Here is a 21,836-nt window from a genome sequence, read left to right as displayed (position 1 = left end):
CCCGGTAATAACCAGGGTTTGAAAGGATGCCGGTACTTTCCCGGCCGTCATGTTATGGTGTAAGCGTCCGTCGTACACTCCAACATTACACAGCCTAAGCACGACCATTGCATAACAGAGAAACACACTGTAAATATCCTTAATGCGCTTTTCTGTTAAACATCTTATCCCGTAACCCACTAACTGTGATAGACAAAAATACTGTCATACTTTAACTTCATACGATTAATAATTATACAGTTTTATAATATTTCATCAAGGGAAATTGAACATAATTTTCCATTTCAGATGAATCTGGATTCTTTATTTCTTGCCAATAAGGAGCAAATAATTAATCTACCCGTGACATAACTAAAAAAGGCCGCCCTATGGCAGCCTTGTTTCAGATTATTATCCCAGTATTACGCTTTGCTATGAGTACAAATATATTGGCTCGCTTGCTCACCATCGACAATCGCCAAACGAATGGGCATGGTGGAGATGTTAAGAGCCGCAATAACATGTTCCTGGTTATTCGACTTCTGGAAGATCAGCGATTCACCCTGACCTTCCGGATTAACTTTAACAAACTGAAATACTGATTTATCGATGGTCAGCTGTTGATTCGGCCCATCCAATACGGCAGAGAGGCTGCCGCCCTCTTTCAATTCGCAGTCAAGATTAATTAATGAAGCCCCAGCGGCCTGAACCTGATGTGAAACACCACCTAATGTGGTGAATATACCGATGATAACAGCGGCTAAAGTAGAATATTTCATTTTTTTAAGTTTCTTGGTTAAATTTCGGCGCTAGTATGCCATATTTGGCTGCTTATCGTGACGAGTTATCTGGCCCACTGTGGTTTATTCAAAATGTGGTCTTGCCAGTCGATCACTTCACTCTCGCGCACCGCAATATGACGTACTGAAATTCGCTCACCGTGCATGGCGGATTTTGAACCCGATAATAATGGGTGCCAATGGGGTAAATCATGACCTTCGCCAATTAAGCGATATGCGCAGGTAGGCGGCAGCCATTCAAAAGTCACCAAGTTTTCGCGAGTTAACTTGATGCAATCCTCTTCTAATTCAAAGCGGCGCTCATAATTACGGCACTGACAGGTTTTGAGATTGAGCTGATCACAGGCCACATTGGTGAAATAGATTTCATCCGTGTCCTCATCAATCAGTTTATTCAAACAACATTGGCCGCATCCGTCGCACAGTGATTCCCATTCACTGTCTGACATCTCAGCAAGTGTTTTTTGTTGCCAAAAAGGAGGTTGTGACATAACGGTATCCGCTGTAATTGAAAAATATAGAGTTGAATGAGCGGGTGTTTATAGACGTTTTGGCTACCAGATGCAAGTTTTGCCGCCCGAGCAATGGCCCAAGCGGCAGACATTCACTTAGATTATGCGGGTGTTCAATGTTTTACCATTTAGCATAATTTTTAGCATATCACCCGACTTCATCGGGCCGACACCTTGTGGTGTCCCAGTCAACACAACATCACCAGGACGCAACGTAAAGAAACGACTGATATAGCTTATCAATGGAATGATAGGCGTTATCATATCGCGGGTATTGCCCTGTTGACGGATTTCATCATTGATGGTCAGGGATAAATCAACCTGTTGTGCATCGCCAAACTCGGCCACAGGGATAAAACCCGAAATCGGGCACGAACCATCAAAGGCTTTGGCTTTCTCCCAAGGCTGCCCCGCTTTCTTCAAACCGGCCTGCAATTCACGCAAGGTTAAATCCAATGCCACACCATAACCCGCAATAGCACGAGCCACTCTATCTTCAGTGGCTTGTTTTAACGGTGTCCCGATCAAAACAGCCAGTTCAACTTCATGGTGTACAGCACCTAAATCTTTCGGGATCGAGACCGGTTGGCGAATATCACACAGGGCTGTTTCCGGTTTCATAAATAGCACTGGCTCGGCTGAGGCTACACTTCCCATCTCTTTAATATGTTCGGCATAGTTACTGCCTACGCAAACCACTTTACTCACTGGGAAATCCAGCAAAGCCCCTTGCCAGTCTCTATGTTGATACATACTGCCTCTCTTGAATTTATATCCTGATAGACACTACACCGCAGGCATTATTGACTAATGCTATCCGCCATCATACCAATGCTGATAGCAAAATAGTAAGAACGGTTCCAGTGCATTATGGTTCGGAAATTATCATAAACCAGAAACGCTCGCCCTTGTACATCATCGGGCACAATCACCCAAGCACGCAAATCAGGGTTAGCCACACTGCCTTTAGGGATAACGCCAAGCTGCTGCCATTGTGCGACTGTCTTGGCTTGGCTATCTTTCAAACCGGCAAGTGCAACATTAAAGCTCTCAGGCAACTGAGCTTCCTGACCCCACTCCATGCCCGGTTTCCATCCCTCAGTAGACAGATAGTTAGCGGTTGAAGCAAACACATCATCAATATTATTCCAAATATCGACTTTCCCGTCACCATCACCATCAGCCCCATAAGTCAGGAAAGAACTGGGCATAAACTGGCTTTGCCCCATGGCTCCGGCCCAAGACCCTTTCAATTGCGGATCTTCCACGCGACCTTGTTGAATTATTTCCAGTGCGGCCATCAGCTCTTTGGTGAAAAATGCCTCGCGCCGCCCTTCAAATGCCAATGTCGACAAAGCCGAAATCACATCTTCTTTACCTTGAATTTTACCAAAGCCACTTTCCATTCCCCACAGTGCCACAATGTAACGTTCCGGCACGCCATAGCGCGCAGCCACGGGCGATAACTGGGGCTGATAGCGCTGATAAATTTCTTTGCCCTGCGCTATTTTACTCGGAGTCAGAACTTTGGCGAGGTAGTCATCCAATGTGACTTTTTTTTCTAACTGGTTACGATCCGATTGAATAACCCTGTCAACAAAATGAATATTGGCGAAAGCGATATCCAGCGTGGCGTCACTGATCCCCTTCGCGCGGGCCTGAGATTTTAATTTTTCAACATAAGCGGGAAATTGCGCCGGATCCCGCCCCTGTTCGGATAACATTTTTTTGCTGTTGGCGGCAGCGGCTGGGCTCGGTGCAGATTGCAATGCAGCAGCTTGTGGTTGCATTGGAGCAGCTGTGTTCTTTTTGGCACACCCCATAGATATTACAGCCGCAATGGCGACTGTAATCATTGACAATTTCATCGACGCGTTCCTTTATAAAGCCATCGCCAGCGAAAAAACTAGGCTTTCGTTTCACCCAAATGCATTTTCAACAAACTTTCTGGTGGTGGCGGGACTTGCAGATAAAAGCCCTGATCAACGAGCGCGTTCTTCACTTTTTCGATATCCGCCGTTGCCAAGCTTTTTCGCTCATTGAGTGAAAGCAGCATCGCAAATTGCGGTTGACCAAAACTGGCGAGTAACTCAGCAGGCACTCTCGAAAAATCATCTTTCTTTTCAATATAAAGGTAAGTTTGATCCCGTTTAGGGCTTCTGTAGATAGCACAAAGCATGTTTTGGACTCTAGTCGATAAATTCAAGGGTAATATACCCTAAATAATTCGAGTTGCAGGAAGGCGGCCAACGCACATGCAGCTTGAAGTATGACGGGTATAGCTGATGATTATAACACGCCAGGCTATATCACATATCTGAGATATCAATAGACGGGGATCTTGACCTCTATCCTGGCAGCACAAGGATCGGGGGTTAAATAGGAATTTCTGGCATTATCCACTCGCGGGCGGGGTTGATGTTCTTGCCGTTGGCATTTCATCTGTTTTTCTTTTTCATCCCTGGCGACATCAGCATCTATTCGTGCTTTTTCCTCATCTAATTTCTGTTGCCATGATTCAGCATCATGAACCGCCCCCCTCAGTGCTTTGCGTTTTTCCAAGTAATCGGTAGAAACCTGACTATCTTTTGGTAATTCAGCGTGATAGCTAAAATCAGCCCCAGCATGAAAAGGGGTTGATAGGGCAATAACACAGATAAATGATAGTGGGACGAAATTCCTTTTCATCATTGACTTCCTTTAGACTAGCTGATGCAGAAAGCACAAAATATCACAAAATAATTATCATTCTCAATAAACAATCATTAAATATAACATTGATTCATGTCGTTTATAGTAAAAGAAAAAACTCCTACGTTTTATGGCTCATCCATTTACTCGGCATAGTGCGCAGATTGACAAAGTATTGAGTGAGATTGCTCCGAAATAATATTGCGCGGTATTTCACTGAACCAATAATAGCCGCATTCCATTTCCCATTTTATCGCCATCTTAAAAGCCATAATAATGGTCTACCATTACCTCATTTTATAAAAAACAACTTCACTTGATAAAAAAATGACCACATTTGATAGAAATTAATGGTTTTTATGGGCGCAGCCGTACTGACATAACGCCAACTTTATTGCTGAAAAAATACACAACTCAATCACCGCAGTGATATACACCAAATATAGGCTGGTCGGGGCTAGCGAATAAGCAGAAGTTATGCTGTAATTTCTGGCAAGTTCGGCGTCATTATGGCGTTATAGTTTCAATATATTGATACGGATAGATTTCTTTTTATATTACCTATAACATGCTTGGGAACATCAGAATATTGTACCCCGGATGATATTTCGGGGATTAACGCAGCTGAAACTGAGTCAGGATAGATGTCACAATCGCCAATTGAGTTAAAAGGCAGTAGTTTTACCCTATCGGTCATTCATTTACATGATTCACGACCGGAGGTAATCCGTCAGGCATTACAGGAAAAGGTAGATCAAGCGCCCGCTTTCCTGAAAAACGCCCCTGTTGTGATTAACGTTGCAACGTTACCTAACGGTGCTAACTGGAAAGATCTCCAACAGGCTGTCACTTCAGCGGGTCTGCGTATTGTTGGCATCAGTGGTTGTCAGGATGAACGTCAAAAACGTGCAATAGCACGGGCAGGTTTGCCGTTACTGAGCGAAGGTAAAGGCCAGAAAGTGGCACCAGAGCCAGTTATCAGCCCGCCGGAAAATGTTCCTACCAAGACACGAATTATCAACACGCCTGTCCGTTCCGGCCAACAGATTTATGCCCGTAATTGCGATTTGATTGTTATCAGTAGTGTCAGCGCCGGAGCTGAATTAATTGCCGACGGCAATATTCACATCTATGGAATGATGCGAGGTCGTGCGCTAGCAGGTGCATCCGGTGATGCGCAGTGCCAGATTTTTTGCACGCATCTGGGTGCTGAACTAGTCTCTATCGCAGGGCAGTACTGGTTGAGTGACCAGATCCCAAGTGGTTATTTTGGTCAAGCTGCGCGTTTGCATCTGCTGGATAACGCATTAACTATACAACCTTTAAATTAAGCCCTTTTGACAAGGAATCCATTTCATGGCACGCATTATTGTTGTTACATCGGGTAAAGGGGGCGTTGGCAAGACCACATCAAGCGCGGCTATCGCAACCGGCTTGGCCCAAAAAGGTAAAAAAACCGTGGTTATCGATTTCGATATCGGTCTACGGAACCTGGATTTGATTATGGGCTGTGAACGCCGGGTAGTTTACGATTTTGTTAATGTGATTCAAGGTGACGCCACCTTGAACCAAGCATTAATAAAAGATAAGCGTACAGATAATTTGTATATTCTGCCCGCCTCTCAGACCCGAGACAAAGACGCCCTGACCAAAGAGGGTGTTGAAAAGATTTTAAACGATCTTGGCGAAATGAATTTCGAGTTCGTAGTGTGTGACTCGCCAGCGGGTATTGAAAGCGGCGCGTTGATGGCGCTGTACTTTGCTGACGAAGCCGTCATCACCACTAACCCTGAAGTTTCCTCAGTTCGTGACTCAGACCGTATCCTTGGGATATTGTCATCCAAGTCACGCCGGGCTGAAAGAGGCCAGGAGCCAATTAAAGAACATCTGCTGTTGACCCGCTACAATCCAGGGCGTGTTAATCGCGGCGATATGCTTAGCATGGAAGATGTCCTCGATATTCTGAGGATCCCACTGGTTGGCGTTATTCCAGAAGATCAGTCAGTACTGCGCGCCTCGAACCAAGGTGAGCCAGTGATTCTGGACAAAGAGTCAGATGCCGGTAAAGCTTATGACGATACCGTTGACCGTTTGCTAGGAGAAGAACGCCCCTTCCGCTTCATTGAAGAAGAGAAGAAGGGCTTCCTGAAACGCCTTTTTGGGGGATAAACCATGGCTTTGTTAGACTTTTTTCTGTCCCGCAAAAAACCGACAGCCAATATAGCCAAGGAACGGCTGCAAATTATCGTCGCTGAGCGTCGTCGTGGGGACAGTGAGCCCCATTATTTGCCTGACTTGAAACGCGATATTTTGGCGGTTATTTGTAAATATATTCAGATCGATCCTGAAATGCTGCATGTGCAATTTGAGCAGAAAGGAGATGATATTTCGGTGCTTGAACTTAACGTGACATTGCCGGAAACGGAAGAAACACCTAAATGATGTCTTCGCAATAACTATCCCCTGTATTTATTTACAGGGGTAGTTTCTTTTATTTGACTGTATATATATCCAGTCACACTCTCGTTATATTCATCCACTATAAATATACCCACCAAGACAAGATCATTCTTCTTCTCTATTTGGGCTATTTATAAACGAGTGATAAATTAAAACTCAAACACCCAGAGTGAAGTCTCCCCCACCCTGAATATCCATTAATATTGCTGTAAAATCTCAGTCAATTCCGGCGACAATAATTCACCGCGCCAACCACTTAATAATTCAGGCTGAGTCTCTGTTAATTTCAATTTCCAATGCCAACTGAGTAATTGGTTTATTTGGCGGCGTGATGCCAGTAACTCACTACTTAGCCCACTGCGCTCACTAACAGATGCAATAAGTGCTTTAATATCTTTAAATACTTTCTTGTAACCCGGCTGGTCAATCAGATTAATAACCGGTGGCGGCAGTTGATCCTCAGGGACGGCATTACCTTCAGCCACCAGCGCCAGTAAGGTGCGGCCATGATAGCGAATCTCTTGCCCACTTAAGCCTAGTGAGTCCAGCTCACCCAGCGAGGTTGGCTGATAACGGGCGACTTGCCATAGGTTTTCTTCGCGAACGACAAAGTTCACCGCCAGATCGCGCTCACGAGCTTGACGTAAGCGCCATGACGCCAGCTTTTGCAGACAAGCCAACTGACTGCCACGCAACTGCCAGGCATTGGTGATTTCGCGATAAGCTAATTCAGGGTCAAGTGTTTCACTGCGACGGCGGCACAGCAGCTCACATTCGTCGATAGCTGCATCCATACGCCCGGCAGCTTCAGTCGCCTCAACCAATTTAGCGGCCAACGGCAACAAATAAAATACGTCCGCAGCGGCATAGTCACACTGTTTTTCACTTAACGGCCGAGCAATCCAATCTGTCCGAGATTCACTTTTATCTAATTCGACACCTTCAAACTCATTCACCAGCATGGCAAAACCGCAAGATAACGTGCGGCCAGAAAATGCAGCCAATATCTGAGTATCAATCATCGGCGTGGGCATTATTTCAAAGGCATTTAAGAATACTTCGAGATCTTCACTACCCGCATGCAGATATTTCACCACATTCAAATCTTGGAGCAACTCACGGAAAGGTTGCCACTGCGTAATGGGCAAAGGATCAATAAGTGAAAGTTGTTCACCGTCATACAGTTGAATCAGGCCCAACTGAGGGTAGTAGGTGCGGGTTCTGACAAACTCTGTATCCAGCGCAACATGGGCATGTGTTCGGGCTTGTTCGCAGACCTGCTGCAAGGCACTGTCGGTCGTGATCAACTGATAATTCAAAACATGATTCTCTATAAGTCGTTAGTGCTATGGCAAACACAACAACGCCGGTGATAACCGGCGTTGTTGATGATGATGGAGTGACTCCCACATTAAGTTAAGCCGCGTTTTGTTCGCTGACTTTGGCCTTAATCTGTTCGTCACGCAGTTCTCGACGCAAAATTTTACCGACATTCGATTTCGGCAACTCGTCGCGGAACTCTACTATTTTCGGTACTTTATACCCTGTTAGGTAGCGGCGGCAATGGGTTAACAACTCTTCCTGCGTCAATGAGACATCTTTTTTCACGACAAACAATTTTACTGTCTCACCGGAGACCTCATTAGGCACCCCTACAACCGCAGACTCCAACACTTTCGCATGTAACGCCACCACATCTTCAATCTCGTTGGGGTAGACGTTAAAACCGGAAACCAGAATCATATCCTTTTTGCGGTCAACAATTCGCAAGAAACCTTGTTCATCTATCGTCGCGATATCACCTGTTGCCAGCCATCCCTGTTTTAGGACTTCATCGGTCGCTTCGGGCCGCTGCCAATAGCCTAACATAACTTGAGGCCCACGCACCCACAGTTCGCCCGGTTCCCCCAAAGCAACATCGTTACCCTCATCATCAACCAGCCGAACATCGGTAGAGGGCACAGGCAGGCCGATACTGCCGCTGTAATGCTTCAAATCATAAGGGTTGCCAGTGACTAACGGCGAACACTCGGTTAAACCATAGCCTTCCAGTAAATGTTTCCCGGTTAGATTTTCCCACTTTTCAGCCACGGCTTTCTGTACTGGCATCCCGCCGCCGACAGAAAGGCGCAAAGTGGAGAAGTCTAATTGGGTGAATTCCTCATTATTTAACAGCGCATTAAATAATGTGTTCACCCCGGTCATCGCCGTGAATGGGTAGCGACTGAGCTCTTTCACCATGCCCGGTATATCACGCGGGTTAGTTATCAATAAACTGCGGCCGCCCAGTTCTATGAATAGTAGGCAATTCATGGTCAACGCAAAAATGTGATAGAGCGGTAGCGCCGTCACCACCAGCTCATGGCCCGGTTGTAACAATGGGGCATAGGCCGCTTTGGCCTGTTCCAGGTTCGATTGCATGTTACGGTGGGTCAACATCGCCCCTTTCGCCACGCCAGTTGTACCGCCGGTATATTGCAAGAATGCCATATCTGTATTGATGACATCCGGCTTCACATATTGCATCCGGCGGCCTTTCTGTAATGCCGTGCGGAATGAAATGGCATCAGGCAAATAGTATTTCGGCACCAGCCGCTTGATATATTTCACCACGAAATTGACCAGTGTCCCTTTTGCCGTCGACAGCTGATCGCCCATACGCGTTAAAATAACGTGCTTAACTTGGGTCTTAAACACGATTTTTTCCAGTGTATGGGCAAAGTTGGAAACAATAACAATAGCCACTGCGCCACTATCATTGAGCTGATGCTCTAGCTCTCGTGGGGTATACAGTGGATTAACATTCACCACAACCATGCCAGCACGCAGAATACCAAATAAAGCAATAGGATATTGCAGCAGGTTGGGCATCATCAATGCAACGCGATCGCCTTTTTGCAATCCCAGACCTTGCTGTAGATAGGCGGCGAAAGCACGGCTACGCTCTTCCAGCTTACGGAAGGTCATCACCTCCCCCATATTGATGAACGCAGGTTGGTCCGCATAACGCAACGCGGCATTCTCAAACATTTCCACCAAAGAAGAATAGCGATCCGGGTCAATTTCTGCGGGGACATCTGCCGGGTATCGCTTTAGCCATACTTTTTCCAAGGTAGCGCTCCTGAAATTATTATTAGTCACCAGATAGGCTGGCAAACTTATTTACACCAGAACTTTAACAATATTTTAACTCAGCTTACCAGTTTGCTTTTAAACAATTTTGAGGTTGGGATATACATCACTATTTTCTGGCGTTGAGATCATAAAAATAATCAAGTCAGTTAATGACTGACAAAAAAATAACATTAAAATCAATTAGTTAAACTAATTTAATGACATTCTCCAATCTAACTAATTGATCATAAATAACTTTTACATACCCGCAGCTTACCGCAAATGTAAAAGGGCGCTGAATTCAGCGCCCTTCTTGATTAACCCTATGGTCTATATATCGCCCAACAGTGATGGAGAATTCTCCCTACTCCGTCACAATGGTTTGTATCGGTGCTGGCCCCGGATTGTACCACCCCCCCCATCCTGGCCCCCACATTCCAGGGTAACGATAACCCCAAGGGTCCATCATAGGTGGCATTAACACTTGCTGTTCAATATGCCAACGCTTATAACCCGTGGCATTCATTACCACGAAATTATAAGGTGTCTGGCCAATTTTACCCGCTTCAACACCGGTAATCGGCCCAACAACAGTGACAAGATGCCCACGGAAATCGGCGGGCTCAAGGAAACCATTCACATAAGCAATGACTCGGCCCTGTGAAGGGTCGCCCAAAATAGGTCTGGCTCCCGAATCTAGCGGTACACTGACAATCTCAAGCCGGGTGCGATGCGCTTCGTTGGTCACATTGATCACTGTTCCGCCAAAACGTGCTTCCTGACCAATAAAGGCCTTGGGATCAGTCCGAACCAAGTTAAGATTTTGCTGCGGTGTCGCGGTGGTGCCCTGAATCGCCGGTGGGATCGTGACACAGCCGGAAAGTAGCAAAGCGCCCAATCCTAGCCAACCACAGCTCCATTTACGACTTCTGTTCTGGGTAGATTGAGTCATTGATGTGTTTATCACCATAGCATGCCACTCCTTATCCTATCGCTATCTTAATATTTTAGACTCTAATCAGGATAATAAGTTATTAAATATTTCAAGCTATCGCGATGTTGGCTAGTTCTAGCGGCCCGGTAGTTTTTTCCAGGTCACTTCATTGCGCAAGTAGACTGGCTCAGCATTTTCTACACGAACAACCTGCCCATTCGCCCATGATGATAACGCCAGCGGCAACATATCTTCAGCATGCGGCAAGGTTATTTCGCCGTCAGTCAGCACCACACCGCTGCCGCTAATCAGGTCAGGATACGTCTGCCAGCCAGTGCCCACAGTGGCCCAAGTGCCACTCAAGGCTTGAGCATGCTCCAGCGCTTGTGGCGGTGTCATCACCGCTTCACTCGCGTCACCGAGCCACTGCCCTTGGTCATTGCGCTCAAACTCGCCCCAATAAACCTCGCCCATGCGCGCATCTATCGCCGCTAAGACGCGGGTGCTACCCGTCAAGCGAAACGCCCCTTGAGCCATGGTTTGCAAGGTGGAAACGCCAATCATCGGTAAGTCAGCGCCCAATGCCAGCCCCTGACCAATCCCAATACCAATTCTTACACCGGTAAAACTGCCAGGACCGCGGCCAAAAGCCAGTGCATCGAGTTGTTGCAGTGATAAACCCGACTCCGCCAGCACTTGCTGCACCATCGGTAAAATTCGTTGGGTATGTTCTCGTGGACAAAGCTCAAATATGGCCTGAACTTCGCCGTTGTTCCAGAGTGCGACAGAACAAGCTTCTGTTGCGGTATCGATCGCTAAAATTCGCGTGGACATGCCAACCTCGGCAGGAAAAGAAGATGAATTCAACACAGGGCGCGCATGATAGCACACCCCTCCTCGCTTTTCCCTCAATCGCGCTGCTTGAGAAAAGCGATAGCTTTCGCCAAATCACGGGTTCGGGGTGCGGGTGGTAAACTATTGAGGAACATCGCGCCATAAGGGCGCATTACCAGCCGGTTATCGCAGATAACCAGCACACCGCGATCATCAATATCACGAATCAAACGCCCGACACCTTGCTTCAGAGTTATCACTGCATCGGGTAATTGCACGTCATTGAACGGATCGCCGCCGCGCAGACGGCAATCTTCAATGCGCGCTTTCAACAAAGGGTCATCCGGCGAGGTAAATGGCAGTTTGTCGATAATAACGCAAGACAGGGCATCACCGCGCACATCGACCCCTTCCCAAAAGCTGCTAGTCGCCACCAATAGCGCATTACCTGCCGCCACAAACTGCGCCAGCAGTTGCCCTTTGCTGGTTTCCCCTTGCACCAATACCGGCAATGTCATGCTGGCGCGGAACTCTTCGGCCAACCCACGCATCATCTGGTGCGAGGTACACAGGAAGAAACATCGCCCTTTGTTAGCATCAATCAAAGGCTTTAGCATCACAGCCAGTTTGCGTGCTGCCCCCGGCTCATTGGCGGAGGGCAAATTCCGCGGCACACACAATAATGCTTGATTGGCGTAGTCAAATGGGCTGGGCAGCAACAGCGTCTTGGCGTTGGTCAGCCCCAGCCGTGAAGTGAAATGTGATAATTGGTCATTCACCGACAGAGTGGCCGAGGTGAAAATCCAGGTTCCAGGTTTTTCTTCGATTAACTCGCGAAAGCGGTCAGAAACGGACAGTGGCGTGAGTGCCAGCACAAAATGCCGTGAATTACATTCATACCAATAACTGTAACCGGGGGTGGTGACATCTTTTAATCGTTTCAGACGGTTGCGATACACCGTCGCCCGCTCAAAGGCCGCATCCAACATGGCGCTGCGCCCCAGTGAAAGCTTCATCACGTCGTAGCACAGTTCCAGCGCATCATCGAGCAACAACAGCGCCCGTTGAATAGCGGGTTGCTCCATCACATCGCGCAGATTGCCGCGATAGCCGGGATCCCCCAGCACCAAACGAAAATCTTGGGTACTTTGTGTCAACCGGTCAGCACTTTTTTGCAATTGCGCCGAGTCACGCACTTCTGTGCGATAAGCAATAATGATGTCTTTCGCCAGATCCATCAGTTGCCTGCTGGTCAATTGCTGGCCGAAATATTGGCTGGCAATATCAGGTATTTGATGGGCCTCATCGAAAATCATCACATCGGCGGTGGGGATAAGCTCGGCAAAGCCGCTCTCTTTCACCACCATATCCGCCAGGAATAAATGGTGGTTAACTACCACCACATCGGCATCCATCGCCCGGCGGCGAGCTTTCACCACAAAGCACTCTTTATACAGCGGGCAATCACTCCCCAGACAGTTATCATTGGTGCTAGTCACTAACGGCCAGACAAAACTGTCTTCTGCAACCTCACCACAAGTGCTGATATCCCCGTCAACGGTTTCTGCCGACCAGCCGCGTAAGCGCACTAAATCCACTAATGTTTCACTGGCCAACTCGCCGCCCGCCAGTGATTGCTGTTCAAGCCGCTCCAGACACAGGTAGTTTGATCGGCCTTTGAGTAACGCCAACTTTCCTTTATATTTTAAGGCGGTAGCGACAGTGGGCAAATCGCGGGAATACAGTTGATCCTGCAATGCTTTGGAGCCAGTGGAGATAATGACTTTGCAATCAGCCCGTAATGCGGGTGCCAAATAAGCAAATGTTTTACCGGTACCAGTACCGGCCTCAACCACAAGTTGTTGTTTGGCATCAATAGATTCACTGATGGCCGCCGCCATTTGGCGCTGAGACTCTCGGGGATTAAAACCTGTAATGGCCTGCGCTAATGCGCCGTCTGTTGCAAAATCGTCTGTCACACTTTCTCTTCCGGGCGAAATCAGCGGTGATTATGCCAAGCCTAAGAGCCCGCGACCACACATTCTCGCGACAAGCTATGCTACCCTGATAGTCATTGACATTTACACAAAGGGGCGAAAATGAGTATTGAGCGTATTAATCCAGAAAAACGGTGGTCAGACGCAGTTGTATTCAACAATACAATCTATTACACCAGCGTTCCAGAAAATCTGGATGCAGACGCCACTGCGCAGACAGCAAACACACTGGCAGCCATTGATATGATGCTGAATCAACTTGGCTCAGATAAAGGCCGTATTTTGGATGCGACTATCTTTTTGGCCGACAAAGCAGATTTCGCGGCAATGAATGCAGCGTGGGATGCTTGGGTGGTGGATGGCAATGCACCGGTACGCTGCACGGTCGAAGCTAAGTTAATGAATCCGAAGTATAAAGTTGAAATCAAAATCATTGCGGCTATTTGATTTTGCGATCTGCTTCAACTAAAAAATGTCACTCGATATACCCAAAGTAATTGGAGTTGCAGGTAGGCGGCCAGCAAACAAATCCCGATGAGCTTACACTGGTAAGTGATTCGGGTTTGCGCGCGCAGCCAACACCCCTGCAACTTCAAGTACAAAGGGGATATCAGGATAGCTTAATCATTACCATGCCGGCCAAGAGCAAGATCAGACCAATCCAACCTTTATAGTTCAGCCGCTGATTGAACAGAATCCAACCCGCGGCCACAGTGGCGGCGATACCGAACCCACCCCATAAGGCATAAGCCACTGATAATTCAATGCCTTTTACCGCTTGCGCCAAAGCACTGAATGCCCCTAGCACTGACAACAATGATAAAATTCCCAACCATACCCGGCGAAAACCATCTGACATTTTCAGCAAAATATTGGCGATTATCTCCAGAATCACCGCCAATATCAGAAAGGCAATATGATAAAACTCAAGCTGTTGCATGATGCTCACCCGAATTTCGGCTCGGACTGTTTGGTTTCTTTGGCTTACGAGTCCCTGATTTCACTAACATTATGCCGCCGATCAAAGTCACTAAACCGGCAATTTTCAGTGGCGATAAGCTTTCATCAAACCACAACACACTGAAAACAGTAATAATCAGGATACCAATCCCTTCCCACAGAGCATAAGCCACCCCTAACGCGACTTTCTTTACCGCCAGCGCCAGCAAGATATATGAGCCGGTTATCATAAAATACATCACGATATGCCCGGTCATCTCACCACTGACACTGGCGTATTTCATTGATAATGTGCCGATAATCTCAGCAACAATCGCTAGACCTAAAAATATCCAATAAATCATCATTCTTCTCCTAACACGCATAAACGCACGCTAAGGTCTATTTGTTACGGTTATCCTCACTCGGCACCCCATTCACAGGGAATAGACGTGCGCAGGCCGTAAGAAATAGAAACTCACTTGGCGTATAAACTTTTTGTTAAATTTATTAACTACGGAAGAAGAAAGGCGCTACAGCTCGCTGCACCAGTGATGCTCACTGGCCAGAATGGCTGACAGGAAGAGTTGGGATGTAGAAGGCTTGAAAGTAATTCCATTAGTTTTCATCATAATATATCTCTTTTTTTTAGCTACACACGTTTTGGTTACATTCTTGTATGCCAAACCCAGTGCGATACGCCTAAAACCCTCATCAAATTGGAATAATTAACTGCTGTATTTTTACCACAGTCAATTTTATAAAGCAAACCATCAATTATATAAATAGTTTATAAAAAGAGATTAAAAAATAATAAGTTAGCCTTTCTAAAAACAACAAAACCCCTGCATTGCAGAGGTTTTGTATTCAGCATAACTGCCGGGTTCTCCCAGCAGTTCATGGAGTTAGAGCAACTTATGCCGTAGCGCCCGCGACAGCTTGTTTGGCTAATTCAGTAATGCGAGCGTAATCACCTTTTTCCAACGCATCAGCCGGAACCAACCATGAACCGCCGATACACAATACGCTTTTCAGCGCCAGGTAATCGCGATAGTTGTTCGGTGTGATACCGCCAGTTGGGCAGAAACGCACTTGAGAGAATGGGCCGCCGATAGCTTGCAAGGCTTTAACACCACCATTAGCTTCTGCCGGGAAGAATTTAAACTCACGCAGGCCATAACTCATGCCGAGCATCAATTCAGAAACTGTGCTTATTCCTGGGATCAATGGAATATCACCTTCGGTTGCCGCTTTGAGAAGTTCATCAGTCAGCCCTGGGCTAATGGCAAATTGAGCACCTGCTTCAACCACGTCAGCCAGTTGCTGCGGATTAAGAACCGTACCCGCCCCCACAATGGCCTCAGGAACTTCTTTGGCAATAGCGCGAATAGCCTCAACAGCACAAGGGGTGCGCAACGTCACTTCCAGCACCCGAACACCACCAGCCACCAAAGCTTTTGCTAGCGGTACCGCCTGCTCGATCTTATTTATCACGATCACCGGGACGACAGGGCCTGCGGTCATTACCTGCTCTGCGCTCATTTTCCAGCTTTTCATTCGTTGTTATCTCCACTTATGCCGGTTGGCATGGACTCACCCGAAGGTGTCAGTTGAAAGATGGCTGGCAAAACATTGACGATGAGGTTCCGCCAGCCATAAAGAATCACAATGCGAGCCAGCTAACGGCTCTTTATTATTGCACCTGAGTGGGCGCTGTTATCGGGCAATATACCCGTCATACTTCAAGCTGCATGTGCGTTGGCTACGCTCAATAACCCGAATCACTTACTGATGTAAGCTCATCGGGACTCTCTCGCTTGCCGCCTTCCTGCAACTCGAATTATTTAGGGTATAGTCATAACCTAAATAGTTATTCGAACTCATTCCATGAACGGCCATCACGAGTAATCATGGCAACAGAGGCTACTGGCCCCCATGTCCCAGATTGATAAGGCTTTGGAGCCTCATTATCAGCAGCCCACGCATCCATGATGGAATCGACCCACTTCCAGGCTTCCTCCACCTCATCACGGCGCACAAACAGGGCTTGAATACCGCGCATCGTCTCCAACAGCAGACGTTCATAAGCATCCGCAATATGCTGTTCGTTAAAGGTTTTGGAGAAGCTGAGATCAAGCTTGGTGGTTTGCAGACGGTGTTTATGCTCAAGACCGGGCACTTTATTCAGCACTTCAATTTCGATGCCTTCATCTGGCTGCAAACGGATGGTCAGTTTGTTCTGTGGTAATTGTTGATAAGACTCACGGAACAGATTCAGCGCAGGGTTTTTAAAGTACACCACCACTTCAGAACATTTGCTTGGCAGACGTTTACCGGTTCTCAGATAGAACGGCACACCGGCCCAACGCCAGTCATCAATATCGACCCGGATAGAAACGAATGTTTCGGTATTGCTGCTCTTATTCGCCCCTTCTTCTTCCAGATAGCCGGGGACTTTATTGCCCTGTACAAAGCCGGCCGTATACTGACCTCGAACCGTGGTTTCGCGGACATTGGTGTGGTCAATACGGCGCAGCGAGCGCAGCACTTTCACTTTTTCATCACGGATACGGTCGGTACTCAAATCTGCCGGTGGTGACATGGCAATCATGGTTAGGATTTGCAGCAAGTGGTTCTGGATCATGTCGCGCATCTGACCGGCCTGATCAAAATAGCCCCAGCGCCCTTCAATCCCCACTTCCTCTGCGACAGTAATCTGCACATGATCAATGGTGCGGTTATCCCAGTTCGACGCAAATAATGAGTTAGCAAAACGCAAAGCCAACAGATTCAATACTGTCTCTTTACCTAAATAATGGTCGATACGGTAAACCTGGCATTCGTTGAAATACTCAGCGACCTGATCATTAATCACCCGTGAGGAAGCTAAATCTTTCCCCAAAGGTTTTTCCATTACCACGCGTGCTGGCTCTTTATTCAGCCCCGCTTCACCCAATCCTTTACAAATTGCGCCAAAGGTATTCGGCGGCATCGCGAAGTAGTTGATGGTTGTGCGATTTTTTTGATCCAACATTTTGCCCAATTTGGCAAAGTGTTTGCTGTCATTGACGTCTAAATTACAGAAATCGAGGCGAGAACTGAGTTTTTGCCACAATTCATCATCCAGCGTCTCTTTCATAAAGGTATCGAGGGCTTCCCTTACCACGGTTGTGTACGCGTCTTTGTCCCAGTCGGCACGGCCTACGCCGATAATCCGAGTATCAGGGTGGATGTGACCCGCTTTCTCTAATTGGTAAAGGGAAGGCAACAGTTTCCGACGCGCTAAGTCGCCCTTAGCGCCGAAAATCACCAGATCACACGCCTGGGCTGCCTGGGCTGTATTAGTTACCGCCATGTTATACTCCTCGTTGCAGGATATTTGTAATTTTCTTACATTACTAATGTACTCTCTTTGACTATAGCCAGTAAACCCAGATAAAAGTGGACCAAAAAAGGTTAAAAAACACTCAATGGAGTGGCAGGCCGCGTCAAATCAGGCGGTGCAACTTTAAAATGTAATTTTATGACGTTTTTGACAACTATTTACCATTATGAAAATTAGACACAGGTCATATTCTGGTGAAAAAGAGTTGTTTCCAACCAGATGTCTCTGCCAACGGGTTCCAGCTCGTAGTATATTTTCATTAAACCGACATAGATTTCTCCTTTAAATGAAATCGGTAAAACCCATGGGTGACTCTCGTTATATGAATACGCTGGAAAATATCCAAAATAATCTGGACCTCCTGAGCAAATCGGAAAGGAAAGTCGCCGAGGTGATCCTCGCTTCCCCACAAACTGCCATCCACTCAAGTATTGCCACATTAGCCAAATTGGCGAACGTCAGCGAACCCACGGTAAACCGCTTTTGCCGTCGACTAGACACCAAAGGTTTCCCTGATTTTAAACTTCATTTGGCACAAAGTCTGGCAAATGGCACACCTTATGTGAATCGGAACGTCGAAGAGGATGATAGTGTAGCCGCTTACACTGGGAAAATATTTGAATCGACCATGGCCAGTTTGGATATGGCGAAAAATAATTTAGATATTGCCGCGATCAACCGAGCAGTGGATTTATTGACACAAGCGAAGAAAATTTCGTTCTTTGGCCTTGGTGCGTCGGCCGCTGTAGCCCATGACGCAATGAATAAATTCTTCCGGTTTAATATCCCGATAATTTACTTCGATGATATCGTGATGCAACGCATGAGTTGCATGAATTCCAATGAAGGTGATGTGGTGGTATTAATATCACACACTGGGCGGACAAAAAGCCTCGTTGAGCTGGCACAGCTCGCGCGTGAAAACGATGCCACAGTGATTGCCATTACCTCGCGTGATACTCCGCTGGCTAATGAAGCAACATTACCTCTGTTGCTGGACGTGCCGGAAGATACTGATATGTATATGCCGATGGTATCGCGAATTGCTCAATTGACCTTAATTGATGTCTTAGCGACCGGTTTTACTCTGCGCCGAGGGGCTAAATTCAGGGATAACCTAAAGCGGGTTAAAGATGCATTGAAAGAATCTCGCTTCGACAAAAACTCTCAACAAATCAATAGTGGTGAGTAAGGTTAGAAAACTAAATGTGTCAAAAAGTAAATGACACGCAGGCCGAAGTCGCTTTGTTTTGTGTTAGCACATCTTCTGCCGTGAAAGTTTGACGTATCATTGAAATATGATACGTGTTTGACTCGATCAATATCCGAGTCAATAAGGAGCCAATAGCTCGCTTTTGTAATGTGGTCATTGATGTAAAAATGGAATCTGCATGGGCCATTTTACGCATCAATTGTTTTACAGTCGCAAGCGGATAACATAAATGACACTATGTTGTTGTAAAACGTTTTGTTGTAAAACGTTGTTAGCGCAAACATAACTGTCACAGATACATCGTCGTAAAATTTGTCACTTACATTAGATTTTACTATCGGATTTATTATCCGCTGTTTTAACAACACCATGCTTCATCAGTCAACGGAGTAAGAGATGTCCAGACGGCTCAGAAGGACCAAGATTGTTACTACACTGGGGCCGGCTACTGACCGCGACAATAATCTGGAAAAGATTATTGTCGCGGGTGCTAACGTAGTCCGCCTGAATTTTTCCCATGGTAGTGCTGAAGATCATATATCGCGGGCCAAGAAAGTCCGTGAGATTGCCGCCCGATTGGGGCGCCATGTAGCGATTCTTGGCGATTTACAGGGTCCTAAGATCCGGGTATCTACTTTTAAGGAAGGAAAAGTCTTCCTTAACGTACACGATAAATTCTTGCTCGATGCCAATATGGCAAAAGGCGAAGGCGATAAAGACAAAGTTGGTATCGATTATAAAGGATTACCGGCAGATGTTGTTCCCGGTGACATCCTGTTGCTGGACGATGGTCGCGTACAATTAAAAGTCATTGAAGTTCAGGGCATGAAAGTGTTCACCGAAGTGACTGTCGGCGGCCCGCTCTCCAACAACAAAGGTATCAACAAGTTAGGTGGTGGCCTGTCTGCTGAAGCGCTGACAGAAAAAGATAAAGCCGACATTATTACTGCCGCCAAAATTGGTGTGGATTTCCTGGCGGTCTCTTTCCCACGTACTGGCGAAGATTTGAATTATGCTCGCCGTTTGGCGCGTGATGCTGGCTGCAATGCGCAAATCGTAGCAAAAGTTGAGCGTGCTGAAGCCGTGGCGACAGATGAAGCCATGGACGATATCATTCTGGCCTCAGATGTAGTGATGGTTGCCCGTGGTGACTTGGGTGTCGAAATCGGCGACCCTGAGTTAGTCGGCATTCAGAAAAAACTGATTCGCCGGGCTCGCCAACTAAACCGCGCTGTTATCACTGCAACCCAGATGATGGAGTCAATGATAACCAACCCAATGCCAACACGCGCAGAAGTGATGGACGTGGCTAACGCCGTATTGGATGGTACCGATGCGGTCATGTTGTCAGCTGAAACAGCAGCGGGCCAGTACCCGGCTGAAACGGTTGCCGCCATGGCTCGTGTTTGTCTGGGTGCAGAAAAAATTCCAAGTATCAATGTGTCCAAACACCGCCTTGATGTGCAATTCGACAATGTCGAAGAAGCCATTGCGATGTCGACCATGTATGCGGCAAACCACTTGAAAGGCATTACAGCAATTATTGCGATGACTGAATCAGGCCGCACGGCGCTGATGATGTCGCGTATCAGTTCCGGCTTGCCAATCTTTGCGATGTCACGTCATGACCATACTTTGAACCTGACGGCCATTTATCGCGGTGTGACACCGGTTTATTGTGATACCCATACTGATGGCATTCTTGCCGCAACAGAAGCAGTTAATCGACTGAAAGATAAAGGTTTCCTGGTATCTGGCGATTTAGTTATCGTCACACAGGGCGATGTGATGGGGACGATTGGTACCACCAATACCAGCCGCATCATCCGCGTTGAGTAATTTTTAATTAGAAACAAAAAGCCCGCTCATTAATAGCGGGCTTTTTTTTGTTGTCTCTATTCAACCACATTCAACTGTCGGCCTTTACTCAATGACCGACCTTAGAGATCCTTACGAACATACGGCTCTATCTCGCCTTCTCGCCGGGTTTTCAGCAGTTTTAGAATCCAGGTATATTGTTCTGGATTCGGTTTAACCAACAACTCAACTTCTTCATTCATTCGGCGCGCGATATAAACATCGTCGGCATCGGCCAAATCATCCATTGGCGGACGAATATAGATATCAAGGCGGTGCTCACGATAATTGTAAACCGGAAACATGGGAACAATGGCCGCACGACAAACTTTCATCAACCGCCCGACTGCCGGTAATGTCGCCTTATAGGTCGCAAAGAAATCAACAAACTCACTTTGCTCAGGGCCATAGTCCTCATCGGGTAAATAATATCCCCAAAAACCCTGACGCACTGAGCTAATAAACGGCTTAATGCCACTTTCACGTGCATGAATGCGCCCGCCAAACCGCAAACGCGCGCTATTCCATAAGTAATCGACTAATGGATTTCGTTGGTGATGGAACATACCAGCAACCGGCTTACCTTGTTCAGCTAACAGCATGGCGGGAATATCAATCGACCATGCATGGGGCACTAACAAAATAACATTGCGCTCCTGCTGCTGTAGGCCGTCAAGAATATCCAACCCGTGCCAGTGAACACGCGATAACACTTTCTTTGGGTCACGAAAACACAGCTCGGCCATCATCATTAAAGGCTGCGCTGCGGTCGCAAACATTTGATCAATAATATGTTCGCGCTCTGCCTCTGGCAGCTCTGGCATACAATAAAGGAGGTTAATGCGGGCACGACGACGGGCACTTTTGGCAAATTTACCCGCAAGACGCCCCACCCCGGCCAATAATGGATCACGGAATTTCGGTGGGACATAAGCCATAGCCGCCATTGCCCCAGCACCTAACCATACCCCCCAAAACCGGGGATGTAGGAAAGATTTCTTAAATACCGGAATAAAACCAGCTGCGTCGTTTTTCTCTTTATGCATGGGAAACTCTTGGAATGGGCGGTGGGATAATAATATACCGCTGGGTATAAACACGCCGGTAGCATAAATTCATGA

The 21,836-nt window shown here is 46.9% G+C and carries 22 protein-coding genes; 6 read left to right on the top strand and 16 right to left on the bottom strand.

The annotated features are described in order from the left end of the window. Window positions 1–401: 401 nt before the first annotated feature. The 6 genes from OP863_RS09270 to OP863_RS09245 form a co-directional block, all read right to left on the bottom strand. A complete protein-coding gene (locus OP863_RS09270; protein ID WP_145588650.1) occupies window positions 402–758 on the bottom strand; it encodes a hypothetical protein in 357 nt (118 codons plus the stop codon). A 65-nt stretch (window positions 759–823) separates the two neighbouring features. Next, window positions 824–1,270 carry a YcgN family cysteine cluster protein gene (locus tag OP863_RS09265; protein ID WP_038633306.1) on the bottom strand — a complete coding sequence of 149 codons (447 nt, stop codon included), beginning with the start codon at window positions 1,268–1,270 and terminating at the stop codon, window positions 824–826. Between the two features lie 117 nt (window positions 1,271–1,387). Then, entirely contained in the window at window positions 1,388–2,044 is a 657-nt protein-coding gene (locus tag OP863_RS09260; protein ID WP_038633311.1) for a fumarylacetoacetate hydrolase family protein, read from the bottom strand. 47 nt (window positions 2,045–2,091) lie between these two features. Beyond that, the gene (locus OP863_RS09255) at window positions 2,092–3,159 is read right to left on the bottom strand and encodes a lytic murein transglycosylase (RefSeq protein ID WP_265526158.1); all 1,068 of its coding nucleotides are present in this window, start codon (window positions 3,157–3,159) and stop codon (window positions 2,092–2,094) included. Between the two features lie 38 nt (window positions 3,160–3,197). Further along, window positions 3,198–3,470 (bottom strand): YcgL domain-containing protein, encoded by a 273-nt coding sequence (locus tag OP863_RS09250; RefSeq protein ID WP_004393529.1) that lies wholly within the window; start codon window positions 3,468–3,470, stop codon window positions 3,198–3,200. Window positions 3,471–3,616: 146 nt separating this feature from the next. Continuing rightward, complete coding sequence (locus OP863_RS09245; protein ID WP_265526253.1) at window positions 3,617–3,979, bottom strand: hypothetical protein; 363 nt, start codon at window positions 3,977–3,979, stop codon at window positions 3,617–3,619. A 647-nt stretch (window positions 3,980–4,626) separates the two neighbouring features. Between OP863_RS09245 and minC the strand changes: the two genes are divergently transcribed. Genes minC through minE form a run of 3 tightly spaced genes read left to right on the top strand, consistent with a single transcriptional unit; the run spans window position 4,627 to window position 6,424 of the window. Further along, complete coding sequence (gene minC, locus OP863_RS09240) at window positions 4,627–5,313, top strand: septum site-determining protein MinC (RefSeq protein WP_038633324.1); 687 nt, start codon at window positions 4,627–4,629, stop codon at window positions 5,311–5,313. A gap of 25 nt (window positions 5,314–5,338) precedes the next feature. Next, a complete protein-coding gene (gene minD, locus OP863_RS09235) occupies window positions 5,339–6,151 on the top strand; it encodes a septum site-determining protein MinD (RefSeq protein WP_004390679.1) in 813 nt (270 codons plus the stop codon). A 3-nt stretch (window positions 6,152–6,154) separates the two neighbouring features. Next, window positions 6,155–6,424 carry a cell division topological specificity factor MinE gene (minE, locus tag OP863_RS09230; protein WP_002211180.1) on the top strand — a complete coding sequence of 90 codons (270 nt, stop codon included), beginning with the start codon at window positions 6,155–6,157 and terminating at the stop codon, window positions 6,422–6,424. 215 nt (window positions 6,425–6,639) lie between these two features. Here minE and rnd read toward each other — a convergent pair whose 3' ends face one another. The 5 genes from rnd to OP863_RS09205 all read right to left on the bottom strand — a co-directional run bounded on the left by rnd (window position 6,640) and on the right by OP863_RS09205 (window position 13,303). Then, window positions 6,640–7,761: a ribonuclease D gene (gene rnd / locus OP863_RS09225; RefSeq protein ID WP_038633326.1), complete on the bottom strand. Its 1,122-nt coding sequence runs from the start codon at window positions 7,759–7,761 to the stop codon at window positions 6,640–6,642. Window positions 7,762–7,858: 97 nt separating this feature from the next. Beyond that, window positions 7,859–9,553, bottom strand: coding sequence for a long-chain-fatty-acid--CoA ligase FadD (gene fadD, locus OP863_RS09220; protein ID WP_038633328.1), 1,695 nt, complete (start codon window positions 9,551–9,553; stop codon window positions 7,859–7,861). Window positions 9,554–9,920: 367 nt separating this feature from the next. Beyond that, a complete protein-coding gene (locus OP863_RS09215; protein WP_038633331.1) occupies window positions 9,921–10,526 on the bottom strand; it encodes a Slp family lipoprotein in 606 nt (201 codons plus the stop codon). A 99-nt stretch (window positions 10,527–10,625) separates the two neighbouring features. Beyond that, the gene (gene tsaB, locus OP863_RS09210; protein ID WP_038639548.1) at window positions 10,626–11,324 is read right to left on the bottom strand and encodes a tRNA (adenosine(37)-N6)-threonylcarbamoyltransferase complex dimerization subunit type 1 TsaB; all 699 of its coding nucleotides are present in this window, start codon (window positions 11,322–11,324) and stop codon (window positions 10,626–10,628) included. A 74-nt stretch (window positions 11,325–11,398) separates the two neighbouring features. Beyond that, window positions 11,399–13,303, bottom strand: a complete 1,905-nt coding sequence (locus OP863_RS09205) for an ATP-dependent DNA helicase (protein WP_038633334.1) — start codon at window positions 13,301–13,303, stop codon at window positions 11,399–11,401. Between the two features lie 120 nt (window positions 13,304–13,423). On the opposite strand from OP863_RS09205, the gene OP863_RS09200 reads away from it, so the two are divergent. Then, entirely contained in the window at window positions 13,424–13,768 is a 345-nt protein-coding gene (locus OP863_RS09200) for a RidA family protein (RefSeq protein WP_038633337.1), read from the top strand. A 163-nt stretch (window positions 13,769–13,931) separates the two neighbouring features. Here the strand turns inward: OP863_RS09200 and mdtI are convergent, their stop codons facing one another. The 4 genes from mdtI to zwf form a co-directional block, all read right to left on the bottom strand. Continuing rightward, window positions 13,932–14,261: a multidrug/spermidine efflux SMR transporter subunit MdtI gene (gene mdtI, locus OP863_RS09195; protein ID WP_005163022.1), complete on the bottom strand. Its 330-nt coding sequence runs from the start codon at window positions 14,259–14,261 to the stop codon at window positions 13,932–13,934. Continuing rightward, window positions 14,248–14,625, bottom strand: coding sequence for a multidrug/spermidine efflux SMR transporter subunit MdtJ (gene mdtJ, locus OP863_RS09190; protein WP_050113509.1), 378 nt, complete (start codon window positions 14,623–14,625; stop codon window positions 14,248–14,250). Before mdtJ ends, mdtI begins: the two co-directional genes overlap by 14 nt. 550 nt (window positions 14,626–15,175) lie before the next feature. After that, the gene (locus OP863_RS09185) at window positions 15,176–15,817 is read right to left on the bottom strand and encodes a bifunctional 4-hydroxy-2-oxoglutarate aldolase/2-dehydro-3-deoxy-phosphogluconate aldolase (RefSeq protein WP_038633345.1); all 642 of its coding nucleotides are present in this window, start codon (window positions 15,815–15,817) and stop codon (window positions 15,176–15,178) included. Window positions 15,818–16,130: 313 nt separating this feature from the next. Next, window positions 16,131–17,615 (bottom strand): glucose-6-phosphate dehydrogenase, encoded by a 1,485-nt coding sequence (zwf, locus tag OP863_RS09180; protein ID WP_265526157.1) that lies wholly within the window; start codon window positions 17,613–17,615, stop codon window positions 16,131–16,133. A gap of 334 nt (window positions 17,616–17,949) precedes the next feature. On the opposite strand from zwf, the gene OP863_RS09175 reads away from it, so the two are divergent. Continuing rightward, window positions 17,950–18,837 (top strand): MurR/RpiR family transcriptional regulator, encoded by an 888-nt coding sequence (locus tag OP863_RS09175; protein WP_271301877.1) that lies wholly within the window; start codon window positions 17,950–17,952, stop codon window positions 18,835–18,837. A 417-nt stretch (window positions 18,838–19,254) separates the two neighbouring features. Next, window positions 19,255–20,697, top strand: coding sequence for a pyruvate kinase (gene pyk / locus OP863_RS09170; protein ID WP_265526156.1), 1,443 nt, complete (start codon window positions 19,255–19,257; stop codon window positions 20,695–20,697). 101 nt (window positions 20,698–20,798) lie between these two features. Here the strand turns inward: pyk and lpxM are convergent, their stop codons facing one another. Continuing rightward, complete coding sequence (gene lpxM, locus OP863_RS09165; protein ID WP_145591675.1) at window positions 20,799–21,761, bottom strand: lauroyl-Kdo(2)-lipid IV(A) myristoyltransferase; 963 nt, start codon at window positions 21,759–21,761, stop codon at window positions 20,799–20,801. Window positions 21,762–21,836: the final 75 nt, after the last annotated feature.

Origin of the sequence: Yersinia sp. SCPM-O-B-9106 (C-191) (genome assembly GCF_026183365.1) — a bacterium.
GTDB lineage: Bacteria > Pseudomonadota > Gammaproteobacteria > Enterobacterales > Enterobacteriaceae > Yersinia > Yersinia rochesterensis.
Note: the sequence above shows the minus strand (reverse complement) of the source record. Positions and strands in the feature narration are given on the sequence as shown.